Source organism: Promicromonospora thailandica (genome assembly GCF_024171955.1).
GTDB classification, from domain to species: Bacteria; Actinomycetota; Actinomycetes; order Actinomycetales; family Cellulomonadaceae; genus Promicromonospora; species Promicromonospora thailandica.
Genome location: NZ_JAMTCS010000015.1, coordinates 119,562 through 138,874 on the forward strand (window position 1 = coordinate 119,562; position 19,313 = coordinate 138,874).

21 protein-coding genes are annotated in these 19,313 nt (G+C 75.2%); 11 read left to right on the forward strand and 10 right to left on the reverse strand.

From position 1 onward, the window contains the following. The first annotated feature begins 106 nt into the window (after positions 1 to 106). Genes APR03_RS22190 through APR03_RS22215 form a run of 6 tightly spaced genes read left to right on the forward strand, consistent with a single transcriptional unit; the run spans position 107 to position 5,923 of the window. Positions 107 to 679, forward strand: coding sequence for a flavin reductase family protein (locus APR03_RS22190; RefSeq protein ID WP_253839368.1), 573 nt, complete (start codon positions 107 to 109; stop codon positions 677 to 679). A 53-nt stretch (positions 680 to 732) separates the two neighbouring features. Then, positions 733 to 1,818 (forward strand): ABC transporter substrate-binding protein, encoded by a 1,086-nt coding sequence (locus APR03_RS22195; RefSeq protein WP_253839369.1) that lies wholly within the window; start codon positions 733 to 735, stop codon positions 1,816 to 1,818. Further along, positions 1,815 to 2,672, forward strand: a complete 858-nt coding sequence (locus APR03_RS22200; protein ID WP_253839370.1) for an ABC transporter permease — start codon at positions 1,815 to 1,817, stop codon at positions 2,670 to 2,672. Before APR03_RS22195 ends, APR03_RS22200 begins: the two co-directional genes overlap by 4 nt. Beyond that, positions 2,648 to 3,418, forward strand: coding sequence for an ABC transporter ATP-binding protein (locus APR03_RS22205; RefSeq protein ID WP_253839372.1), 771 nt, complete (start codon positions 2,648 to 2,650; stop codon positions 3,416 to 3,418). The genes APR03_RS22200 and APR03_RS22205 overlap by 25 nt, the downstream gene beginning before the upstream one ends. Before the next feature lie 44 nt (positions 3,419 to 3,462). Beyond that, positions 3,463 to 4,770, forward strand: coding sequence for an LLM class flavin-dependent oxidoreductase (locus APR03_RS22210; RefSeq protein WP_253839478.1), 1,308 nt, complete (start codon positions 3,463 to 3,465; stop codon positions 4,768 to 4,770). 1 nt (position 4,771) lies between these two features. Further along, entirely contained in the window at positions 4,772 to 5,923 is a 1,152-nt protein-coding gene (locus APR03_RS22215; protein WP_253839374.1) for an LLM class flavin-dependent oxidoreductase, read from the forward strand. On the opposite strand, the gene APR03_RS22220 is transcribed toward APR03_RS22215, so the two are convergent. Next, a complete protein-coding gene (locus tag APR03_RS22220; protein WP_253839375.1) occupies positions 5,860 to 6,723 on the reverse strand; it encodes an oxidoreductase in 864 nt (287 codons plus the stop codon). The two genes, APR03_RS22215 and APR03_RS22220, sit on opposite strands and share 64 nt — an antisense overlap. A gap of 74 nt (positions 6,724 to 6,797) precedes the next feature. On the opposite strand from APR03_RS22220, the gene APR03_RS22225 reads away from it, so the two are divergent. The 3 genes from APR03_RS22225 to APR03_RS22235 all read left to right on the forward strand — a co-directional run bounded on the left by APR03_RS22225 (position 6,798) and on the right by APR03_RS22235 (position 9,091). Then, positions 6,798 to 7,439 (forward strand): TetR/AcrR family transcriptional regulator, encoded by a 642-nt coding sequence (locus APR03_RS22225; RefSeq protein ID WP_253839376.1) that lies wholly within the window; start codon positions 6,798 to 6,800, stop codon positions 7,437 to 7,439. Positions 7,440 to 7,550: 111 nt separating this feature from the next. Next, positions 7,551 to 8,393 (forward strand): alpha/beta fold hydrolase, encoded by an 843-nt coding sequence (locus tag APR03_RS22230; protein ID WP_253839377.1) that lies wholly within the window; start codon positions 7,551 to 7,553, stop codon positions 8,391 to 8,393. A 251-nt stretch (positions 8,394 to 8,644) separates the two neighbouring features. Then, positions 8,645 to 9,091 carry a DUF4383 domain-containing protein gene (locus APR03_RS22235; protein ID WP_253839378.1) on the forward strand — a complete coding sequence of 149 codons (447 nt, stop codon included), beginning with the start codon at positions 8,645 to 8,647 and terminating at the stop codon, positions 9,089 to 9,091. Between the two features lie 66 nt (positions 9,092 to 9,157). Here the strand turns inward: APR03_RS22235 and APR03_RS22240 are convergent, their stop codons facing one another. The 9 genes from APR03_RS22240 to APR03_RS22280 form a co-directional block, all read right to left on the reverse strand. Beyond that, positions 9,158 to 9,802, reverse strand: a complete 645-nt coding sequence (locus APR03_RS22240) for a hypothetical protein (protein WP_253839379.1) — start codon at positions 9,800 to 9,802, stop codon at positions 9,158 to 9,160. A gap of 41 nt (positions 9,803 to 9,843) precedes the next feature. Next, positions 9,844 to 10,410, reverse strand: coding sequence for a hypothetical protein (locus APR03_RS22245; RefSeq protein ID WP_253839380.1), 567 nt, complete (start codon positions 10,408 to 10,410; stop codon positions 9,844 to 9,846). 38 nt (positions 10,411 to 10,448) lie between these two features. Then, positions 10,449 to 11,597: a zinc-dependent alcohol dehydrogenase gene (locus APR03_RS22250; protein ID WP_253839381.1), complete on the reverse strand. Its 1,149-nt coding sequence runs from the start codon at positions 11,595 to 11,597 to the stop codon at positions 10,449 to 10,451. After that, on the reverse strand, positions 11,594 to 12,118 hold the full coding sequence (locus tag APR03_RS22255; RefSeq protein ID WP_253839383.1) for a DUF2231 domain-containing protein: 525 nt from the start codon (positions 12,116 to 12,118) through the stop codon (positions 11,594 to 11,596). The genes APR03_RS22250 and APR03_RS22255 overlap by 4 nt, the downstream gene beginning before the upstream one ends. A 51-nt stretch (positions 12,119 to 12,169) precedes the next feature. Then, on the reverse strand, positions 12,170 to 12,919 hold the full coding sequence (locus APR03_RS22260; protein WP_253839385.1) for an MBL fold metallo-hydrolase: 750 nt from the start codon (positions 12,917 to 12,919) through the stop codon (positions 12,170 to 12,172). Positions 12,920 to 12,922: 3 nt separating this feature from the next. Beyond that, positions 12,923 to 13,804 (reverse strand): manganese catalase, encoded by an 882-nt coding sequence (locus APR03_RS22265; protein ID WP_253839387.1) that lies wholly within the window; start codon positions 13,802 to 13,804, stop codon positions 12,923 to 12,925. A gap of 144 nt (positions 13,805 to 13,948) precedes the next feature. After that, positions 13,949 to 15,067, reverse strand: a complete 1,119-nt coding sequence (locus APR03_RS22270) for an NAD(P)/FAD-dependent oxidoreductase (RefSeq protein WP_253839388.1) — start codon at positions 15,065 to 15,067, stop codon at positions 13,949 to 13,951. Then, positions 15,064 to 15,591, reverse strand: coding sequence for an isoprenylcysteine carboxyl methyltransferase family protein (locus APR03_RS22275; RefSeq protein ID WP_253839390.1), 528 nt, complete (start codon positions 15,589 to 15,591; stop codon positions 15,064 to 15,066). Before APR03_RS22275 ends, APR03_RS22270 begins: the two co-directional genes overlap by 4 nt. Beyond that, positions 15,591 to 16,685: a type III polyketide synthase gene (locus APR03_RS22280; RefSeq protein ID WP_253839392.1), complete on the reverse strand. Its 1,095-nt coding sequence runs from the start codon at positions 16,683 to 16,685 to the stop codon at positions 15,591 to 15,593. Before APR03_RS22280 ends, APR03_RS22275 begins: the two co-directional genes overlap by 1 nt. Positions 16,686 to 16,751: 66 nt before the next feature. On the opposite strand from APR03_RS22280, the gene APR03_RS22285 reads away from it, so the two are divergent. Both APR03_RS22285 and APR03_RS25375 read left to right on the forward strand, forming a co-directional pair. Continuing rightward, positions 16,752 to 17,603, forward strand: coding sequence for a UbiA family prenyltransferase (locus tag APR03_RS22285; protein WP_253839394.1), 852 nt, complete (start codon positions 16,752 to 16,754; stop codon positions 17,601 to 17,603). A 96-nt stretch (positions 17,604 to 17,699) separates the two neighbouring features. Continuing rightward, complete coding sequence (locus APR03_RS25375) at positions 17,700 to 19,295, forward strand: phytoene desaturase family protein (RefSeq protein WP_253839395.1); 1,596 nt, start codon at positions 17,700 to 17,702, stop codon at positions 19,293 to 19,295. Positions 19,296 to 19,313: the final 18 nt, after the last annotated feature.

Below are 19,313 nucleotides of genomic sequence, written 5' to 3' on the forward strand. Positions count from 1 at the left end.
GTGTCCACATGGTGAGAGCAATCGACCAGGGTCTGGTCAAGGGCGGATCTCGCGCCTATACCTCCCCCTCGTCAGGCGAGACCGGCCCCGACGCGAGGAGCACACCATGACCGCACAGCCCGCCGAGAACATCGACCTGTCCGCGCTGGAACGGCTCCTGGACCAGCAGGACGAACCCCAGCTGCGGCCCGAGGAGTTCAAGGCCGTCTTCCGCGGCCACCCCGCCGGCGTGGCCGTCGTCGCGCTCGTCCACGAGGGCCGCCCCGTCGGGTTCACCGCCACGTCGGTGATCTCCGTGTCGGCGGCGCCCCCGCTGCTGGCCTTCTCCCTCGCCTCGACGTCCTCGTCCTGGCCCGCCGTGTCGGCCGCCGAGACCCTCGCGGTCAGCTTCCTGGCCGACCACCAGGGCGACCTCTCCGCCCGCTTCGCCACGAGCGGCATCGACCGGTTCGCCGACGGCGGCTGGTCGCCCCTGCCCACCGGCGAACCGGTCATCGACGACGCCGTGTCCTGGTTCCGCGCCCGCATCGTGCAGCGCACCCCGGTCGGCGACAGCTACCTCATCTCGCTGCGTGCCCTGGCCTCCAGCCGCACCGGCGACCGACCGGGGCCGGCCGCCTCCCCGCTGGTCTACCAGGACCGCACCTACCACCGGATCGGCACCGACACGGCGCTCTGAACCGCCGCCCCCACTCCGCACACCGACGATCGGACGCCGCCATGACAGACGACATGACAGACGACATGACCCACCGCACCCGACGCCTCCCGTTCCTCGCCGCGGCCGCGGCACTCGTGCTGCTCGCCTCCGGGTGCGCCGCCGGCGCCGAGGCGGACGACGGCACCGGCGGCCTCGCACCCGACGCCGCCCTGCCCACCGAGGTCCCCGCGGGCACGACCCTGGCGATCGGCGACCCCACCACCCAGAAGGCGTTCGAGCTCGCCGGCGACGCCATCGACACCGACTTCGACTTCGAGATCGAGTGGGCCAACGTCTCCGGCGGCCCGCAGACCGTCGAGGCCTTCAACGCCGGGGTGCTCGACATCGGCGCCGTCGCGGAGATCCCGGCGGTCCACGCCGCCTGGACCGGCCTCGACGTGCAGATCTACGCGTCCCAGTACCGGGAGGACTGGCAGGAGCACCCGGTCTACGAGCTCGCGAGCGCCCCCGGCGTCGAGCTCGACGACCTGGCGGACCTGCGCGGCCGGCGGATCGCGTTCAGCCCCGGCCAGGCGCAGGGCGCCCTCGTGCTCAAGGTGCTGCGGGAGGCGGGCCTGGACCAGGACGACGTGGAGCTGGTCGAGCTGCCCTCGACCGGTGACGTGTACCCGACGGCGCTGGCCGCGGGCGAGATCGACGTGGCCCCTGTCGGCGGCACGGCGCTGCTGCGCTACCTCGACAGCTACGGGCCCGACGGCGCGACGTCGCTGCGGCACGGCCTGCGCGACGACCCCGGTCATCTCTACGGGCCCACCGCCGTGGTGCGCGACCCCGCCAAGGCGGCGGCGCTGCGCCAGTACGTCGCCGCGTGGGCGCAGGCCAGGGTGTGGATCTACGAGCACCCGGAGATCTGGAAGGAGAAGTACTACGTCGAGGACCAGGGACTGACCGAGGAGGACGCCCAGTACCTCGTCGACACCGCGGCGCGGCCCGAGATCCCCGCAGACCTGACCGAGGGCATCGCCCGCACCCAGGACACCGTGGACCTGCTGGCCGCCGAGCTCGACCGGCCCGAGCTCGTCGCGGCCGACCTGTTCGACGAGCGGTTCGGACCCGTCGCGGGCGAGGCGGCCGAGCAGGCGTGGGGTGCGCGGTGACCGCCGTCGTCCAGGCCGGCCGGGTGACCGCACCCGGCCGTGCGACGGCGCACCAGGCGGTCGACGTCCGCCCCCGGGTCCGCCGGCTGGGCCTGCGCAAGCCCGTCCCTCTCGCGGCCGGGTCGGGCGTGGTGCTCCTGCTGGCGGTCTGGACCGCCGGGTCGGCCACCGGGCTGATCGACCCCCGCGTGCTGTCGGCACCGTGGACGGTGGTCACCACGGGCGTCGACCTGGCCGTGGACGGCCGGCTCGTGGAGAACCTCGCGGTGTCCCTGGGCCGGGCCGCGCAGGGCCTGGCGTGGGGCGTGCTCGCGGGTGTCACGCTCGCGCTGCTGTCCGGTCTCAGCCGCCTCGGCGAGGCGCTCCTGGACGGGCCGATCCAGGTCAAGCGCGCGGTGCCCAACCTGGCCCTGCTGCCGCTGCTCATCCTCTGGTTCGGCATCGGCGAGGAGATGAAGGTCGTCACCATCGCGCTGGGCGTGTTCATCCCGATCTACATCCACACGCACAACGGGCTGCGGTCGATCGACAAGCGGTACGTCGAGCTCGCGGAGACGCTCCGCCTGGACCGGCGCCGCTTCGTCACCCGTGTCGTGCTGCCCGGTGCGCTGCCCGGGTTCCTGCTCGGCCTGCGCTTCGCGGTCACCGGCTCGCTGCTCGCCCTCGTGGTCGTCGAGCAGGTCAACGGCACCGCGGGCATCGGCTACATGATGGAGCTCGCGCGCACCTACGGGCAGACGGAGGTCATCGTCGTGGGCCTGGTGGTCTACGGCGTCCTCGGCTACACCGCGGACCAGGCCGTCCGGCTGCTGCAGAGGAGGGCGCTCACATGGCGGCGCACGCTGGAGGACTGAGCACGACGGCCGCCGCCGTCGTCGTCCGCGACCTGGTGCGGTCGTACGGGACCGGGGCCGGGGTGCTCGACGGGCTCGACCTGGAGATCGCCGCGGGCGAGTTCGTCGCGATCCTCGGCCGCTCCGGGTCCGGCAAGAGCACCCTGCTGCGGGCCCTGGCGGGACTCGACCACGACGTGCGGGGCTCGGGGCGGGTCGAGGTACCGCGCAACGTGTCCGTCGTGTTCCAGGACTCCCGCCTGCTGCCGTGGGCGCGCGTGCTGGACAACGTGGTGCTGGGGCACGAGGCGCCGCCCGCGCGCGCCCGGGAGGCCGGGCGTGCCGCGCTGGCCGAGGTGGGGCTCGCCGGGCGGGAGCGGGCGTGGCCCAACGAGCTGTCCGGCGGCGAGCAGCAGCGTGTCTCTCTGGCCCGCTCGCTGGCCCGCAGCCCGGAGCTGCTGCTGGCCGACGAGCCGTTCGGGGCGCTCGACGCCCTCACCCGGCTGCGCATGCACGACCTGCTGCGTGACCTGCTGCGGCGCCACCACCCGTCCGTGCTCATGGTGACCCACGACGTGGACGAGGCGATCGTGCTGGCCGACCGGGTGGTCGTGCTGGACGCGGGACGCATCGCCCTGGAACGCCGCACCCCGGCCCGCGACGGCAGCCGTCCCACCGCGGACCCCGGACCGCACCGCACGCTGCGGGCCGAGCTGCTGGAGGCGCTCGGCCCGGACACCGACCCCGCCAGGAAGGACACCCTGTGACCACGAACCACCGCCCCGGACACCTCAACCTCAACGCGTTCCTCATGAGCAGCGGCCACCACGAGGCCTCGTGGCGCCTGCCGCAGAGCGGACCCGACGCCACGGGCCACGACATCGCCCACCTGCGCCGGCTCGCGCAGATCGCGGAGCGCGGCCGCTTCGACTCGATCTTCTTCGCGGACGGGCCGGGCCTGCAGGGCGACGTCGGGCGGCGGCCCTCCGGCACGCTCGACCCGCTCATCGTGCTCACCGCCATCGCGGCCGCGACCGAACGGATCGGGCTCGTCGCGACGGCGTCGACCACCTACAACTCGCCGTACAACCTGGCGCGCCGGTTCGCGTCGATCGACCACGTGTCGGCGGGCCGCGCCGGGTGGAACGTGGTCACCACGGCGGGGCCGGACATCGCCCGCAACTTCGGCCTGGACGCACAGCCCGCGCACGCCGAGCGGTACGCCCGGGCGGCGGAGTTCCTCGAGGTCGCGTTCAAGCTCTGGGACTCGTGGGAGGACGACGCGGTCGTCGCCGACAAGGCAGCGGGCATCTGGGCCGACAGCGCCAAGATCCACCCGCCGGAGCACGTCGGGCGGTACTTCTCCGTGGCCGGAGCGCTCAACGTGCCGCGCTCGCCGCAGGGCCGCCCGCTCATCGTGCAGGCCGGCTCCTCGCAGGACGGCAAGGACCTCGCCGCCCGGTACGCCGAGGCCGTCTTCACCGCGCACCAGACCCTCGGCGACGCGCAGGAGTTCTACCGCGACCTCAAGGCGCGGACCGTCGCGGCGGGACGGGACGCCGACGGGGTGCGCATCCTGCCCGGCATCGTGCCGGTCATCGGCTCCACCGAGGCCGAGGCCCGCGCCCAGGAGCGCGAGCTCGACGAGCTCATCCTGCCGCAGTACGCGCAGCGCCAGCTCGCCCGGACCCTGCGGCTGGCGCCCGAGGACCTCCCGCTGGACCGCGAGCTGCCCGCCGACCTGCCCGACGAGGACGAGATCGAGGGCGCCAAGAGCCGCTACACGCTCGTCGTGCGGCTCGCGCGGCGCGAGCGGCTCACGGTGCGGGAGCTCATCGGGCGGCTCGGGGGCGGGCGCGGGCACCGCACGTTCGCGGGCACCCCGGAGCAGGTCGCCGACACGCTCCAGGAGTGGTACGACGCCGGGGCCGCCGACGGCTTCAACATCATGCCCGCGGCCCTGCCGTCCGGGCTGGAGCAGTTCACCGAGCACGTGCTGCCGGTGCTGCGGGAGCGCGGGCTGTTCCGCACGGAGTACGAGGGCACCACGCTGCGCGAGCACTACGGGCTGGCCCGCCCGGCCAACCGGTACGCGACCGCCGAGCAGGTCGGAGCCTGACATGGCCGACGACATCCTCTGGTACATCCCCAACCAGACGCACCCCGGCCACCGCGGGGACGACGCCGGCGCCGGGCACAACAGCCTGGACACGCTGACGGCGCACGCCACGGCTCTCGAGGAGCACGGCTGGGACGGCGCGCTGCTCGGCACGAGCTGGGGCCGGCCCGACACGTTCACCGTGGCCACCGCGCTGGCCGCGCGGACCACGACGTTCGAGCCGCTGATCGCCGTCCGCCCCGGGTACTGGCGGCCCGCGCACCTGGCGTCGGCGGCGGCCACGCTCGACCACCTGTCGGGCGGGCGCGTGCGGATCAACATCGTCTCGGGCCAGGACGACCTGGCCGCGTACGGCGACACCGAGGGCGACCAGGCCCACCGGTACGCCCGCACGAAGGAGTTCCTGCAGGTCGTGCGGCGGCTGTGGACGCAGGAGTCGGTCACCTACGCGGGCGAGCACTTCCAGGTCACGGACTCGACGCTGGACCTGCACCCCGTGGCCCGGCCGGGCCGGCCGCACCCCCGCCTGTACTTCGGCGGGGCGTCGGCGGCGGCCGAGCGCGTGGCCGCCACCGAGGCGGACGTGCAGCTCTTCTGGGGCGAGCCCCTGGACGGTGTCGCGGAGCGGATCGCGTGCCTGCGCGCCCTGGAGTCCTCGCTCGGGCGCGACCTGCCGCCGCTGGAGTTCGGGCTGCGGATCACGACGTTCGTCCGCGACACGACCGAGCAGGCGTGGGCCGACGCCGAGGCGAAGGTCGCCGAGCTCGCCGCCCGCGCCGACCACGAGCACCCGGGGGTGCGCCGGTGGGGCCGGTCGTCCGCCGTCGGGCAGCAGCGCCTGCTGGAGCTCGCCGGACGGGGCGACGTGCTGGACGACATCCTCTACACCGCGCCCGGCCGCGCCGGGGGCGGGGGCGCGGGGACCACGTGGCTGGTCGGCACCGCGCGCGAGGTCGCGGCGGCGCTGCGCCGGTACGAGGCGCTGGGGGTGACCCACTTCGTGCTCTCCGACACGCCGTACCTGCCGGAGATCGAGCGTCAGGGCCGGGACCTGGTCCCGCTGCTGCGCGGCCCGTCCACCCGGGGTCGTCAGCCCGCGAGCTGGGCGCCGTCGGGGAAGTCGGTCGAGCGCGACAGCTCCGCCCAGGCCTGAATCTCCCGGTCGACGGCGGCGCGGCCGTTCGTGACCAGCCGCAGCGCGTCGGACCCGAGCACGAGGTGGGCGGGCGGGTCCGGCGTGCCGACGATCGTCAGGACGGCCTCCGCGGCCTTCTGCGGGTTGCCGAGCTGCCGCCCGTCGGCGGCCAGCCGGTGCTCCCGGACGGGTGTCATGACCTCGTCGTAGTCGGGGATCGAGCGCTCCGTCCGGATCATCGAGCGGCCGGCCCAGTCCGTGCGGAACGATCCTGGCGCGACGGCGGTCACATGGACGCCGAAGGGGGCGACCTCCTTGCCCACCGTCTCCAGGATGCCCTCCACCGCGTACTTGCTGCCCTGGTAGAACGACGTTCCCGGCACGGTGATGAGCCCCGCCATGGACGTGATGCCGAGGATGTGCCCGCGGCGTCGGCGGCGCATGTGCGGCAGCACGGCCTTGACCGTGGCGACCGTGCCGTACACGTTCACCTCGAACTGCCGCCGCAGGTCGGCCATCGAGGACTCCTCGAACACGCCCTCGTGGCCGTACCCGGCGTTCGCGACGAGGACGTCGATCGGCCCGACGACCTCCTCGACGCCGTCGACGACGCGCACGACCGCGTCGTCGTCGGTGACGTCGAGGAGACGGGCGACCGCCCGCCCGGGCGACCGGGCCTCGAAGGTGTCGGCGTCGGCCTGCGTGCGGACGGTCCCGACGACGGTGTGGCCGGCGTCGAGCGCGGCCCCGGCGATCGCCCGGCCGAGCCCGGAGCTCACGCCGGTGACGAGAAAGGTCAGGTGCTTCGTGGTGGTCATGCCACCAAATCTACACCGTGTCGATTTTCAACGACACCGCGTCGATTTTATTCGACGGCGGGTAGACTCGCGGTGTGAGCGACACGACGCAGGACGCGGGGACCGACGGCCGGCGGCGGCGCACCGCCCCGACGAAGGGCGACCTGCGGGAACGCGCGATCCTCGACGCCGCGGAGCAGCAGCTCGCGAGCGCCGGGTACGAGGGCATGACCGTGGCCACCATCGCGCAGGCCGCCGGCATCACCCGCGCGGCCCTGTACTTCTACTTCGGCTCGAAGCACGACGTGGTCGCGGCACTGGTCGAACGGACGGTGACGGCGTTGCGCGCCGAGATCGACGCGGCCGGCGACGGCGCCACTCCCGGGCAGGCCGTGCGCGACGGCGTCGAACGGACCGCCCGCATGTGGCGCGAGCACGGCACCGTCATGCGCGCCGCCGTCGAGCTGTCCCCCGCGGTTCCCGCGATCGACCGGGCCTGGCGGTCGGCGGTGGTCGCACTGGCCGACACGATGCGCGGCGTGGCCGAGCGCGCCGGGGTCCCGGCCGGGCCCGGGCCGCGGGACGCGGCCGCCGTCACCGCCGCGCTGGTCTGGATGACGGAGCGGGTCTTCTACCAGGCGGTGGTCGCGGGGGCGGGTCCCGCTCTCGACGACGCGGCGGCGACGCTCACCCACGTCTGGTCGAGCGCTCTCGGGCCGGACGGCCGGGAGCCCTGAGGGCGCGACGCGATCTATGTCACATCGGGTGGCTTGTCCTGGAGCGATCTTCGTGTCACGGTAGACGTACTAGTTCGTCTACATGACGAGCTCTCGTCGGAAGGAACCCCCATGAAGTCCATGTCCTCGGCGCGCCGGTCGCTCGGCGCCGTCGCCGGTGTCGCGGTCAGCGCGGCCCTCGCCCTCGGTGTCGGCGCGAGCGTGGCGCAGGCCGACAGCGGCCGCCACCCCGCTCACGACAGCTCCGAGAAGCCCACGGTCGTGCTGGTGCACGGCGCCTTCGCCGACGCGAGCGGCTGGGGCGGCGTGATCGAGAAGCTCGAGCGCGACGGCTACCCCGTGCTCGCCGTCGCCAACCCCCTGCGTGGCCTGGCGTCCGACTCGGCGTACGTGCGCAGCGTCGTCGACGCGATCGACGGCGACGTGGTGCTGGTCGGCCACTCCTACGGCGGCGGCGTGATCACCAACGCGGCCTCCGGTGCCGACAACGTCGACGCCCTGGTCTACGTCGCGGCGTTCGCGCCCGACAAGGGCGAGACCGTCGGCCAGTTCAACGACCCGTCGCAGTACCCGGGCAGCGAGCTGGAGCCGGAGTCCCTGGTGCTGCGGCCGTACCCGGGCGGCGTCGACGCGACGATCGACCCCGCCGACTTCCGCCAGATCTTCGCCGCCGACCTGCCGCAGCGGCAGACCCGCATCATGGCCGCGACCCAGCGGCCCGCGAACGTGGCGGTCCTCGAGGAGGAGTCGACGAGCGAGCCCGCCTGGAAGACCATCCCCAGCTGGTACCAGGTCTCCACGCAGGACCACGCCCTGTCCCCCGTCGCCCAGCGGTTCTTCGCCGAGCGGATGGGCGCGCACACCAGCGCGATCAAGGCCTCGCACGCCGGCTACGTCTCCCACCCGAACGAGACGGCACAGGTGATCGAGCAGGCGGCCCGCGCCACCAGCTGACACACGCCCGCTGGGCGCCGAGATCTGGCGTCCAGCTGCCGAGATCTGGTGTCTGCGCCGAGATCTGGTGGTGCACCGCCAGATCTCGGCGCGGGCACCAGATCTCGGCGCGGCAGTACCAGATCTCGGCGAGGTCCGCGCCGGCCGCGGCGGCCGGCAGAACATGTCGCCGCACGCAGATGCGAGTGGTCCGCCGCGGGCCGACGGTGGTGGGACCGGTCAGTCCCAGCTCTCCCGAGAGGAGAAGTGCCATGACGCAGTCCCTGTCCACGACGCAGACGCGGGCGCCTCACCAGTGGTTGGCCCTCACGATCGGCGTCGTCTACCTCCTGGTCGGTGTCGCGGGCTTCCTCGTGACCGGGTTCGACGGCTTCGCCGAGCACGATCACGACCAGACGCTCCTCGGCTTCGCGGTCAACCCGCTGCACAACATCGTGCACCTGCTCATCGGGCTCCTCGGCGTGGCCCTGTGGTCCTCGCCGGGCCGGGCCCGGACGTTCGGCTGGCTGCTCGTCGTCGGTTACGGCGCGGCCTTCGTCTACGGCCTGATCGCCGTGAACAACCCGGACATCAACATCCTGAACATCAACGCGGCCGACAACTGGCTCCACATCCTGAGCGTCCTCGCCGGTCTGGTCATCGCCCTGTGGCCCCGCCGCCGGGCGGGCACGACCTCGCCGGGACCGCGCCAGGTCTGAGCGAACACCTCTGAGCGAACAGGTCTGAGCGGGCCGGACCCCGAACCACCAGGGGCCCGCGCCCGCTCAGACGTGCCCCGTGCGGGCCGCCCGGTAGGCGGGTGCGCGCAGCGCGGCTGCCCAGGCATAGGTGCCCAGGTCGCCGGGAGCGTGGAGCACGGGGTCCACGCGCGGCGCGTCCGTCCCGAGCTCCGGCCCGCAGCGCAGCAGGCCGAGCCGGTGCCAGCGTCCGCCCGGGTGCGCCGACAGCAGCACCAGCTCGGTGCCCGCGAGCGCCGCCAGGTCCGTGCCGGGGCGGCGGGGGCGGGGCGCGGCCGCCAGCAGCACGGGACGGCCGTCGGTGTCCCGGAACGGCATGAGCGTGCCGAACGCGCCCCCGAGCGGACGGCGGCGGGGCGCGAGCAGGAACCGGGTGACGCGGCCGGTGCCGGTCGCCGAGAGCAGGAGGTCCTGCGCCCGGTCGTCCTGGGTCCAGTGCACCGCGAGCCCGAACAGGTCGGGCCAGGGGGCGGGCAGGCCGCCGCCGCGTGAGGCACGGACCACGACGGGGTGGTCGGCGGGTGGGCCGAGCGCCGCGGCGCCGGGCGCCGTGCCGGCCTCGAGGTGCAGGGTTCCGCCGACCACCACGCCGTCCGGGTGCAGGGGGCGGGGGCGCCACCGGCGCACTGTCCCGATCGCGGCGCCCAGCACCCGCCCGACGGCGCGCGGCACCGCGGAGGCGCGTGCCTCCGGCGTCGTGCGCGGTACGGCGCTCAGGTCCGCACCCGCCGCACGAGTGCGCGGCCCAGGCGGTAGACGACCAGGCCTGCGAGCACCCAGGGGCCGACGACGAGCACCGGGTCGAGCACCTGGTGGCGCACGTCGGTGCGGCCGGCGCGCGACCGCACCGGGTGGTTCCCGGCCTCCGCGAGCACGCCGGACTGCGTGACGGGGTCGTCCGGCCGCCGGGTGGCGAGGGAGGCGAGGTGGGACTCGACGGCGTCGACCCGGTCGGCCGCGACGAGCAGCAGCCAGTGCGCGGCGCGCGCCTCGCTGAACCGCCGGTACGCGTACCGGCGGACCACGCCGGACAGCCCCTTGAGCGGCACCGAGGTGCCGAACACGGGGGTGAGCCGCGCGTGCTCGACCGACCGTTCGCGCGGCTGGTGCTCGGGCTGCTGCTCGGGCAGCTCCCAGTGGGCTCCGGTCTCCAGGCCGCGTACCTCGCGCGGGACGGCGGGCCGGTCGGCCGGGTCCAGGTCGGCGCCCCAGCCGGGGATCCGGGCCCGGAGCTGGTCCGGGGTCTCGGGCAGGGGCGGTTTGTCGGCGGTGTACGGCACGGTGGTACCCCTCTCGGTCGGGCGGTCGTCCGGCACGGTCAGTCCCCGCCAGGCACGACGAGCGGCTTGACGCAGCCGTCGAGCTTGGCGGAGAACATGTGGTACCCCTCGGCGATGTGCTCCAGGGGGATGCGGTGGGTGACGATGTCGTTCGGCTTGAGGTAGCCGCTGCGCATGTGCTCGAACAGCCGGGGCCACTGCCGCTTCACCGGCGCCTGGTTGGCGCGCAGCGTGAGGCCCTTGTTCATGGCGTCGCCGAACTTCACGGCGCTGAAGATGGGCCCGTAGGCGCCCATGACCGACACGGTGCCGCCCTTGCGGACGCCGTCGATGGCCCAGTTCAGCGCGACGGGCGAGCCGCCCTGGAGCTTGAGCTTCGCGCTGGTCACGTGCTGCACGAGGTTGCCGTCGGCCTCGGCGCCCACGGCGTCGATCACACGGTCGGCGCCCAGCCAGCCGGTGGTGCGCTTGAGCTCCACGACGACGTCCTTGTGCTGCGTGTAGTTGATCGTCTCCGCGTAGGCGAAGGTGCGCGCCAGCTCCAGCCGCTCCTCGATCTGGTCGACGACGATGACGCGCCCGGCGCCCATCAGCCACGCCGACCGGGCGGCGAACAGCCCGACGGGGCCGGCCCCGAGCACGACGACGACGTCCCCCTCCGCGATGTCGGCGAGCTGCGCCCCGAAGTACCCGGTGGCGAGCGCGTCCGTGCAGAGCACGGCGTCCTCCTCGTCCATCCAGTCGGGCACCTTCGCCGGGCCGACGTCGGCGAAGGGCACGCGCACGAACTCGGCCTGCCCGCCGTCGTACCCGCCCGTGGTGTGCGAGTAGCCGTAGATGCCGCCGACGGCCGTCGCGTTGGGGTTGACGTTGTGGCAGTTGGAGTAGAGGCCACGGGCGCAGAAGAAGCACGTGCCGCAGTAGATGTTAAACGGCACCATGACCCGGTCGCCGACGGCGAGGTGCTGCACGGACGGGCCGACCTCGTGCACGACGCCGACGAACTCGTGCCCGAACGTCGACCCGACGCGGGTGTCGGGCATCATGCCGTGGTAGAGGTGCAGGTCGGAGCCGCAGATGGCCGCCGTCGTGACCCGGACGATCGCGTCGTTCGGGTGCTCGACGCGCGGCATCGGCTTGTCCTCGACGCGGATCTTGTACGGGCCGCGGTAGGTCATCGCTCTCATGGGGTCTCCCGTGACGTCGGGTGGGGTGCCTGGCCGGGCAGCGCGATCCCGGTCGTGAGCCGGGCCGGGGCGTCGAGGCCCGCGTCGTCGTCCACGCCGACGCCCAGCCGCCCCACCAGCTCGCCGCCGAGCCAGCCGGTGGCGCCCGCGAGGAGCAGGGCGACCAGGCCGAGCAGGAACGCGGGCGTGCCGGGCACGGCCTCGGGGTCACCGGTGCGCAGCAGCGAGCTCCCCGCGAACAGCACGAGCACGGCCACGTTGCCGGCGCCGTGCAGGAACGCCACCCGCTTGGCGCGCGTGCCGCGCGGTACGGCGAGGTAGTCGATCAGGCCGAACACCGACGCGACCAGGCCCGCGACCACGCCGACGGCGATCATCAGGTACGCCGCGAACGCCAGGCGCGCGTCACCGGTCACCAGACCGACCACGTCGAACGCGACCGCCAGGGCGAGGATCCCCAGCGGCAGCACCACGAGCTGCTGGTGCACCGCGTGCCCGGCAGCCTTTGCTCTGCTCTCCATGTGCGACCTCTCGTACCTCGGTGTCGTACTGCTCTGTCTCGTCCAGCACTCTCAGTGGGCGCCCACGGCACGCGCCCGCTCGACGGCGTCCGCCACGCCACCGGACCACGGGTCACCGTGGCCCGGCAGCAGCAGCGTCGAGCCCGAGTCGTACGCGACCAGGCGGTCGAGCGAGACCAGCGCCTGCGCGCTGTCCGCCGTGGCCGCGCCCGCGACGATCTGCGGTCCCCTGCGGCCCGTGTACGGGTCGAGGGTGACGAGGGCGTCACCGCAGATCAGAACGTCGTGGTGGGGCAGGTGCAGCGCGCAGTGACCGAAGGTGTGGCCCGGGGTGAAGACGACCCGCGGGTTCCCCGGCACCGGGAGCGTGTCGCCCGGTGCCAGGGGACGCAGCCCCTCCACGCCCCGCACCCGCAGCGCCCCTGCCGCCGTCATCGACCCCAGGACCCGCAGCGACCGCGGGTACCGCAGGGGGTACACCGCCCGGACGTTCTCGTGCGCGTACCGGTACGGGTGCGCGGCGATCGTGAAGTCCTCCGGGTGGAGCCAGACCGGCACCCCCAGCCGCTCCTGGAACGCCGCGGCCGACCCCGTGTGGTCGAAGTGGGCGTGCGTGAGCACGACCGCCGCCACGTCGGCCGGCCGGCGACCCAGCCGGCGCAGGGCGTCGCCCAGCTCCCGCCAGGTCCCCGGCAGCCCCGTGTCGACCACGAGCAGCCGACCCTCGTGCTCCACCAGGTACACGTTGACGTAGGCGTGCTCCAGGCGGTGCACCCCGTCGGCGACCTCGGTCAGCGGCACGCGTCACTCCTTGTGGAGCGCGTCCTGCGCGGCACCCATGACCTTCTCCACCGACTCGGGCCGGCCGGTGGTGCCGTGCAGGCGCACGTCGGGCTTGGTGGGCGGTGGGGCGGGCACGCCCTCGGGCGGCTCCGCGACGTACTCGAACTCGCCCTTGCCGTCCGGCGTCGGGCCGCTGGCCCACGAGCCCTCGGCCGCGGCCTGCCCGTTCGAGAAGTTGATGTACTGGTAGGACACGTCGCGGTTCTCCTTGCCGATCGGGAACGTGCTCGGCACCGGCAGGTCCTCCACGCCCTCCTCGCGCAGCTCCTGCGCCGCCGCGATCCACTGGTTCTGGTGCATGGTGTCGCGCGCCAGCAGGAACGCGAGCAGGTCGCGCACACCGGCGTCGTCGGTCATGTGGTAGAGCCGGGCCACCTGCACCCGGCCCTGCATCTCCGCGTTCGCGTTGGCCGTGAAGTCGGCGAGCATGTTGCCGCTCGCCGTGACGTACCCGGCGGTCCACGGGTTGCCGTTGGAGTCCACCGGCCGCGCGCCCGCGCCCGCCACGATCGCGTGCTGCGGGTCCGTGCCGCCGATGATGGCGGCCACGGTCGGGTCGGCCTGCATGGCACCCTCGGTGACCCCGAGCGGCGCCTTCTCGAGGAGCTGGGCGATCATCGTCGCCAGCATCTCGACGTGGCCCATCTCCTCGGCCCCGATGCCGTAGAGCAGGTCGCGGTACTTGCCGGGCATGTGCGCGTTCCAGGACTGGAACCCGTACTGCATGGCCACGGTGATCTCGCCGTACTGGCCGCCGAGCACCTCCTGAAGCTTGCGGGCGTAGACCGCGTCGGGTCGCTCGGGCTTGACGGTGTGCTGCAGCTCCTGACGGTGGAAGAACATGTCGGCGCTCCTTCTGACGGTTCGGTCCGGCACCTGCCGCGCCGGGTCCGGTCCGACCCGGGCGCCCGTCCACCGTCACCACCGCCGCACCCACTCGCATCTCGATGCGCGTGCATCCTCCGCCCGCCGCGGAGCCGCGGGGCGTCAGCGCGCCAGGCGCTCCACCACGGCCCCGTAGAGCCACGGCGCGCCCGCCGCGGCGGGCACGATCGCGCCCCGCGCCGGGCTCGACGCCCAGGTCAGGAGCCCCGTGGTGAGCGCGCGGTAGTCGCGCGTCGCGGCCCGCCACGCGCGCTCGTACGCGGCGGCGTCGTCCAGGTGGGCGACGGCGGCCTCCGCCTGCGCCAGCCCCACCCGGATGCCCTCCCCCGTGAGGGCGTCGACGTACCCCGACGCGTCCCCCACCAGCCGCACCCGCCCCGCGGTGCGACGCCGGGACCTGCGGCGCAACGGTCCCGCGCCGAGCAGCGGGCCCGCGTCGGACGCGGCCGCCAGCCGCTCGGCCAGCTCCGGCAGCTCGCCGCGCAGCAGGGCGTCGAACCCCGCGCCCTCCCGGAGCACCGGGCCCGGGCCGAGCAGCGCGACGCCCACGCGGTCCGGGCCCACCGGGGTCACGTACGCCTCGGCACGCGGCGACCAGTGCACCTCGACCAGGTCGCTCCACGGCGCGACCTCGAAGTGCCGCCGCAGCCCGTAGCGGCGGCCGGCCGCGCCGCCGCGGGAGCGGCCCGCGGGGCGGCCCGGCTCGAGCCCGGCGAGCCGGCGCACCGTGGAGTGCAGGCCGTCGCACCCCAGCACCCAGGCGGCGCGCAGCGTCGTCGCCCGGGCCCCGTCGCCGGGGTCGCCCGGCAGCACGTCGACCTCGACGCCCGCGGCGTCCTGCCGCAGCGCCGTCGTCCGCGCGTGCAGCACGGGCGCGCCCGCGTCCGCGGCGCGCACGGCCAGGGCCGCGTGCAGGGCCGTGCGCCGCACACCCCGGCCCGGACCCGCGGCGAACCGGTGGTCCGCGTGCCGCCCGCCGCCCCGGTAGCTGATGCCGGCCAGCGGGTGGCCCGGCGGGTCCGCGCCCAGCTCCCGGACGGCCCTCAGCGCCCCCGGCAGCAGGCCCTCGCCGCACGCCTTGTCCAGCGTGCCCGACCGTCGCTCCACGACCAGCACCCGCAGGCCCGCCTGCCGTGCGCGCACCGCCGCCGCGAGCCCCACTGGTCCCGCACCCACCACCACGACGTCCGCGTCGAGGTCACCGGGGTGCGCAGGCGTCATCGCACCCCGTCCACGGCCGCCCGCAGCGCCCGCTCCTCCGCCGGGACGCGGAACCGCGCCAGGAGCACCGCGTTCAGCACCGTGAACACCAGGGCCGTGACCCAGCTCGTGTGCACCAGCGGGAGCGCGACCCCCTCGACCACGACGGCCACGTAGTTGGGGTGCCGCATCCACCGGTACGGTCCGGACGTGACGAGCGGCAGGTCCGGCACCACGATGACGCGGGTGTTCCACCGCGGCCCCAGCGTGGTCACGCACCACCAGCGCAGCGCCTGGCTCGCGAGCACGAGCACCAGCATCGGCCAGCCGAGCCAGGGCAGGAACGGCCGCCCGGCGACGACCGCCTCGACGACGCACGCGACCAGCAGGCCCGTGTGCAGCGCGACCATCGCCGGGAAGTGCCCGCGGCCGGACTCCACGCCGCCGCGGGCGAACGACCAGCGGGCGTTGCGTGCCGACACGACCAGCTCGGCCAGCCGCTCCAGCGCGGTGGCCCCCACGAGGGCGACGTACAACCCGAGCATCAGCGACCTCCCAGACGCAGCAGCACCAGCTCGCACGCGACACCCGGGCCGAACGCCATGAGCACGGCGGGCGACCCCGGCGGCGCCTCCGAGCGTGCCAGGGTGCGGGCGAGCACGTCCAGCACCGACGACGACGAGAGGTTGCCCGCGCAGGCCAGGCTCGCGCGGCTCTCGGCCACGGCCGCCTCGGACAGCTCCAGCGCGTCCCGCACCGCGTCGATCACGCGCGGGCCGCCCGCGTGCACCACCCAGGTCGGCACGTCGGCCGTCGTCAGGTCGTGGTCCGCGAGCAGGCCCTTGACGTCGGCCGGCAGGTGCGCGCCCAGGAGGGCCGGCAGCTCCGCGGAGAGCACGATCGCGAACCCCGTGTCCCGCACCTCCCAGCCCAGCGCGTCCGTGGTGCCCGGGTACAGCCGGGACCGCGTGTCGACCAGCGTCGCGGTGCGCCGCCCGCCGTCGGCCCGCGGGGCGTCCGCGGCCAGCGGGTGCCGCTCGCCGACGACGACCACCGCCGCCGCCCCGTCGCCGAACAGGCCGGAGGCCACCATGTTCGCCCCCGAGTCGTCGCCGTGCTGCAGGGTCAGGGAGCACAGCTCGACCGAGACGAGCAGTGCGACGTCGTCCGGGCGGCCCAGCAGGTGGTCGTGCACGCGGGCCAGGCCCGCCGCGCCGCCCGCGCAACCCAGGCCGAACGACGGCGTGCGCCGCACGTCGCCCCGCAGGCCGAGCCGCTCGGCCAGCAGCACGTCGAGCGACGGTGCCGCCACGCCCGTGACCGACGTCGCGAACACGTGGTCGACGTCCTGCGCCGTCAGGCCCGCGCGGGCCAGCGCCGCGCGGCACGCCCGCTCCGCCAGCGCGGCGGCCTCCCGCACGAAGATCGCGTTCGTCGCGCCCAGCGAGTGCAGGTCCGCGTACTGCTCCAGCGGCAGGACGAGGTGACGGTGGTCCACCCCGCACCCGGCGTGCAGGCGGCGCAGCACCGCCGTGCGGACCGGGTCGGGCGCGACCAGCGGGCCCACCGCCGCGGTGATCTCCTCCTGGGGGTACACGTGCTCGGGCAGAACCGGCTCGACCGCCACGACGCAGGACATCTCAGCATCGTGACCCAGGTACCGGTAACCCGCGACCTCGCGCGCGGAGCGCTAGCGTGTCCGGGCATGGGGTCCCAGCCGGCACGCGTCGCCCGCGGGCTGGTGCGCGCGAGCCACGCCGCACCGGCCGTCGTCGTGACCGGGCTCGCGACGGCGCTCGCCGCCGCGCTCGGGTCGCCCGCCGGCACGGTCGCCCTGGTCGCGCTCGCCGTCGGCACGGGGCAGCTCTCCGTCGGCTGGTCCAACGACTGGATCGACGCCGCGCGCGACGTCGCCGTCGGCCGCCGCGACAAGCCGGTGGTCGCGGGCCTGGTGACCGCGGGCACTCTGCGCGGCTGCGCGTTCGGCGCTCTCACGGTGTGCGTGGCGGCCTCCCTGGCCCTGGGGGTCGCCGCCGGGGCCACCCACCTCGTCGCCGTGGCGGGTGCCTGGGCGTACAACGCGCGCCTCAAGGCGACCGTGTGGTCGTGGCTGCCATACGCGGCCTCGTTCGGCCTGCTCGCGGTGTGCGTGGTGCTCGCCGCACCCGGTCCGCGCGTCCCGGCCCCGTGGGCCGTCGCGGCCGCCGCGCTGCTCGGCGTGGGGGCGCACGTCGCCAACACGCTGCCCGACCTGGAGGACGACGCCGCCACCGGCGTGCGCGGACTGCCCCACGTTCTGGGCCGCCGGGCGTCCGGGGTGCTCGCGCCCGCCCTTCTGCTGGCCGCGGCCGCCGTGGTCGTCACCGGGCCCGCCGGGCCGCCGACGGTGGTGGCCTGGGCGGGCGGCGCGCTGGCCGCCGTCCTCGCGCTCGCCGCGGGCGGCACCGCGCTGACCCGGCCCCGCAGCCGGGCGCCGTTCGGGCTCGGCATGGCCGTCGCCGTGGTCTGCGTCGTGCTGCTGGCCCAAGCCACCGCGGACATCGCGGTCGCCCCCTGACCGGGACGACGGCGCCCCCGCGCTGGCGACCTCGGCGGTTCCCGGTCAGGCTGGACGGTGCCCGGCAGCCGGGCACACCGACACGGGAGGTCGCACGTGGTGAGGACCGTCGACGCCGTCGTCGTCGGCGCCGGACCCAACGGCCTGGTCGCCGCGAACGCGCTCGTGGACGCGGGCTGGGACGTGCTCGTGCTCGAGGAGCAGCACGACGTCGGCGGCGCCGTGCGCACGGCCGAGGTCGCGGCCCCCGGGTACCGTACCGACCTGTTCAGCGCGTTCTACCCGCTCGCCGCCGGCTCCCCCGTGATTCGGGACCTGCACCTGGAGCGGCACGGGCTGGCGTGGTCGCACGCGCCGTCCGTGCTGGCCCACGTGCTCGACGACGGGCCCGCGGCCGTGCTGCGCACCGACCCCGAGGACACCGCCGCCGGCCTGGAGGAGCACGCCCCGGGCGACGGCGACGCGTGGCTGCGGATGTTCGCCGGCTGGTCCCGCGTGCGCGACCCCCTGCTCGACGCGCTCTTCAGCCCGCTGCCCGCGGCCGGGCCCGTGCTGCGCGTGCTGCGCCGCCTCCGGGTGGGCGGCACCCTGGACCTCGCCCGGCTCGCGGTGCTGCCCGTGCGGCGGCTGGCCGACGAGACCTTCCGCGGCGAGAGCGGCGGGCTCCTGCTCACGGGCAACGCCATGCACGCCGACGTGCCCCCGGACGCCGCGGGTTCCGGCGTGTTCGGCTGGCTGCTGGCGATGCTGGGCCAGGACGTCGGCTTCCCGGTGCCCGTGGGCGGCGCCGGGGCGCTGGCCACGGCGCTCGCGGCACGCGTGCGGGCCGGCGGCGGCGAGATCGTCACGGGCACCCGCGTCGAGCGGGTGCTGGTCGCGGGCGGCCGCGCCGTCGGCGTCCGGACGGCGGACGGCGAGCGGGTCCGGGCCCGCCGCGCGGTGCTCGCCGACGTGAGCGCCCCCGCGCTGTACCGGGACCTGGTCGGCACCGAGCATCTGCCCGCCCGCCTCGTGCGCGACCTGGACCGGTTCCAGTGGGACCACCCGACGTTCAAGGTCAACTGGGCGCTCGGCCGGCCCCTGGCCTGGACCGACCCGGGGGCGCACGGCGCCGGGACGGTCCACCTCGGCGTGGACCGGATGGGCTTCGTCGACGTCGCCGCCGCGCTGTCCAAGGGGCGCGCCCCCGAGCGCCCGTTCCTGGTGCTGGGCCAGATGACGACGGCCGACCCCACCCGCTCCCCGGCCGGCACCGAGTCGGCCTGGGCGTACACGCACGTGCCGCACGGCATCACGTGGACGGCCGACGCCGTGGCCGCCCAGGTGCGCCGCGTCGAGGACGCCCTGGACCGGGCCGCGCCGGGCTTCCGGGACACGGTGGTGGGGCGGACCGTGCAGAGCCCCGCCGACCTCCAGGGCGCCGACGCGAACCTCGCCGGCGGCGCGGTCAACGGCGGCACCTCGGCGGTGCACCAGCAGATCTTCCTGCGGCCGACGCCGGGCCTCGGCCGGCCCGCGACCCCGGTCGAGGGGCTGTACCTCGCGAGCGCGTCGGCGCACCCCGGCGGCGGCGTGCACGGCGCGTGCGGCTGGAACGCGGCGCGGGTCGCGCTCGCCGCGGCACACCCGTGGGGCGCCCTCCCCCGCCGGCTGGCCCGCAGCGCGTGGGGCCGCCTGCTGCGCGACGGGTGAGCGGGCGGGGCCGGAGTC

Coding starts and splice junctions, on each gene's coding strand:
- APR03_RS22190 (WP_253839368.1), top strand. CDS start 107: ATGACCGCACAGCCCGCCGAGAACATCGACCTGTCCGCGCTGGAACGG.
- APR03_RS22195 (WP_253839369.1), top strand. CDS start 733: ATGACAGACGACATGACCCACCGCACCCGACGCCTCCCGTTCCTCGCC.
- APR03_RS22205 (WP_253839372.1), top strand. CDS start 2,648: ATGGCGGCGCACGCTGGAGGACTGAGCACGACGGCCGCCGCCGTCGTC.
- APR03_RS22210 (WP_253839478.1), top strand. CDS start 3,463: ATGAGCAGCGGCCACCACGAGGCCTCGTGGCGCCTGCCGCAGAGCGGA.
- APR03_RS22215 (WP_253839374.1), top strand. CDS start 4,772: ATGGCCGACGACATCCTCTGGTACATCCCCAACCAGACGCACCCCGGC.
- APR03_RS22220 (WP_253839375.1), bottom strand. CDS start 6,723: ATGACCACCACGAAGCACCTGACCTTTCTCGTCACCGGCGTGAGCTCC.
- APR03_RS22230 (WP_253839377.1), top strand. CDS start 7,551: ATGAAGTCCATGTCCTCGGCGCGCCGGTCGCTCGGCGCCGTCGCCGGT.
- APR03_RS22235 (WP_253839378.1), top strand. CDS start 8,645: ATGACGCAGTCCCTGTCCACGACGCAGACGCGGGCGCCTCACCAGTGG.
- APR03_RS22250 (WP_253839381.1), bottom strand. CDS start 11,597: ATGAGAGCGATGACCTACCGCGGCCCGTACAAGATCCGCGTCGAGGAC.
- APR03_RS22255 (WP_253839383.1), bottom strand. CDS start 12,118: ATGGAGAGCAGAGCAAAGGCTGCCGGGCACGCGGTGCACCAGCAGCTC.
- APR03_RS22265 (WP_253839387.1), bottom strand. CDS start 13,804: ATGTTCTTCCACCGTCAGGAGCTGCAGCACACCGTCAAGCCCGAGCGA.
- APR03_RS22270 (WP_253839388.1), bottom strand. CDS start 15,067: ATGACGCCTGCGCACCCCGGTGACCTCGACGCGGACGTCGTGGTGGTG.
- APR03_RS22275 (WP_253839390.1), bottom strand. CDS start 15,591: ATGCTCGGGTTGTACGTCGCCCTCGTGGGGGCCACCGCGCTGGAGCGG.
- APR03_RS22280 (WP_253839392.1), bottom strand. CDS start 16,685: ATGTCCTGCGTCGTGGCGGTCGAGCCGGTTCTGCCCGAGCACGTGTAC.
- APR03_RS22285 (WP_253839394.1), top strand. CDS start 16,752: ATGGGGTCCCAGCCGGCACGCGTCGCCCGCGGGCTGGTGCGCGCGAGC.